This window comes from Moorena sp. SIO3I6 (assembly GCF_010672095.1).
The window spans coordinates 1-1,882 of the sequence record NZ_JAAHHU010000957.1 but is presented as its reverse complement, the minus strand read 5'-3'; the positions used below and the strand labels follow the sequence as shown (position 1 = coordinate 1,882).

Below are 1,882 nucleotides of genomic sequence, written 5' to 3'. Positions count from 1 at the left end.
GATTTGCCATTGATCGAATCCGAATCGTAGCTAATAAGAAATTTGTGTCTGCTAACCCAGCCGCCAAGCGCTTATTTGAACTAATTCATATTCCCGTTCAGGATATCAATGCCCAAAATGAATTACTCAATAAGGGTGAAGATAGCTCAAAAGATATCCGTCGCCATGCCGAAGAATGGATTGAAAACCATCAAGACCTGTTTGATAGCTGGGTCGAAGAAGCGAGAAATGTTTAATAAGCAGTCAGCGGTCAGCCATCAGCAGTCAGCAAATTTTGCGTAGGGTGTGTTAGGGGTGGGCTCGCCCTGATTTGATGCCTATAAGCCACCATTGAAATAGCCCACCCCGTAACGCACCACCGGATAAAACCATAAAAAAGAGATGCACCCGTAGTTCCCGTAGGGTGTGTTAGGGGTGGGCTCGCCCTGATTTGATGCCTATAAGCCACCATTGAAATAGCCCACCCCGTAACGCACCACCGGATAAAACCATAAAAAAGAGATGCACCCGTAGGTTACGGTAATCGGTCTGGTTGAACCCGTTGATAACCCAGCAATTCAACCGAATAGTGCTGGGTTGCTGCGATATCAGTACCAAGTGACATATTCCGATGCGATCGCTTTTTTAGTAAGCTCATTCAAATTGTCTATTTTTGAGTCTGCGGTAAAAACTCCAAAATTACTTTTATGACTATTCTTTAGCATCAGACTCATCTCCCTTGCCGATTGTCATCTCACCTGTAGTTGGCGAAAATAAAACTTCAGCATTTCCTTCTTCGATGTACTCGTCAACAATATTGTTTGGCGTTGGATTTATTATTAATGGTCTATCAACATTGGGATTTCCTTTTAAAATTACAGCTTGAGCATAATGACCACAATTGAAGCTTATAATACTATATTGAGGCTGTTCTGTAATGGCATATGCAAGCATCTTGTCGAAATCCATATTAATGAAATAAGCTGCGCGAATACGAGTATTTTTACCTGATTGGGTTGATAAACTCCTCAAAATTGCTTTCAAACTAGACGGCGTAGCTTTTCCATTACTTCCAATTACAGCATTAGGAATTCTTTTATTTCTTACTACTCCATTCATAGCAGGGTCGTAACGACCAAATTCATAATATTTTGTCAGACCACTTTGTTTAATCAGAAGAACACCAGCATGTCCGACCATTTCAGTGTATCCATAAAAAGTATCTGTGTTAACTGGATAATCTGGATAAGTCACTAGCAAAGCTTCATCATTATACATAATCTTAATTCTCTCTATCTATTTTTTAGTAGAAGCAGACTTTCACTTAAACACTTACTATCTATTGTGTGTGTAAAATCAAACTTTTAAACAGTACCCTCTTGGGTACTTTTAACCTAAGTCGGGCTTGCTGATTAACTCTCAAAGCCTTGACAGATAAAGGTTTTAGCCTTTTTGGATCGAAAAAAGTGCCAGCTTTTCGGTCCAAAAATCTCAAAAAGTTAGAATTTTGTGCAGACTCCGGCAGAAAAATCAAGGGACAAGTCTTCCTCCTAGCTCCTATATAATTCCCATTTCGCCTGACTCGAAGCTCCTACCCTTACCAAAAGACTTTTTCAGCAAACCCTAACTATTCCGTTGTGAATCTGGTCGAGATTTAGCTCCCATCTCGCTACGCGCACTATCTAAAATTACCTCAATTTAAACTTTAGTTGAGAAGGTGTTTGTAAATAAATATTAACAATAATTTACAAACACCACCTCAGCTAACTTTTTGCCTTATAATAGTGATATCGGAAGAGTAAAGGAAGTCCACTGATGAACAAGTCCGTTTGTACTACTGAAGCCGCCTCTCTCTTAGGTATTTCTTCTCGACGCTTGCGCCAACTCCTCAATGATGGTCGCG

3 protein-coding genes and 1 pseudogene are annotated in these 1,882 nt (G+C 40.1%); 2 read left to right on the top strand and 2 right to left on the bottom strand.

Features of this window, described 5'->3' with window-relative positions; translation table 11 throughout:
• On the top strand, window positions 1-236 hold a 236-nt coding region (locus F6K49_RS44920), incomplete at its 5' end, for a glycine betaine ABC transporter substrate-binding protein (protein WP_293108559.1).
• Between the two features lie 278 nt (window positions 237-514).
• On the opposite strand, the gene F6K49_RS44915 is transcribed toward F6K49_RS44920, so the two are convergent.
• Complete coding sequence (locus tag F6K49_RS44915) at window positions 515-637, bottom strand: hypothetical protein (protein WP_293108556.1); 123 nt, start codon at window positions 635-637, stop codon at window positions 515-517.
• 53 nt (window positions 638-690) lie between these two features.
• Window positions 691-1,257, bottom strand: a complete 567-nt coding sequence (locus F6K49_RS44910) for a hypothetical protein (RefSeq protein WP_293065148.1) — start codon at window positions 1,255-1,257, stop codon at window positions 691-693.
• A gap of 537 nt (window positions 1,258-1,794) precedes the next feature.
• Here F6K49_RS44910 and F6K49_RS44905 point away from each other — a divergent pair.
• Window positions 1,795-1,882: pseudogene (locus tag F6K49_RS44905) on the top strand (DNA-binding protein); the annotation flags it as partial.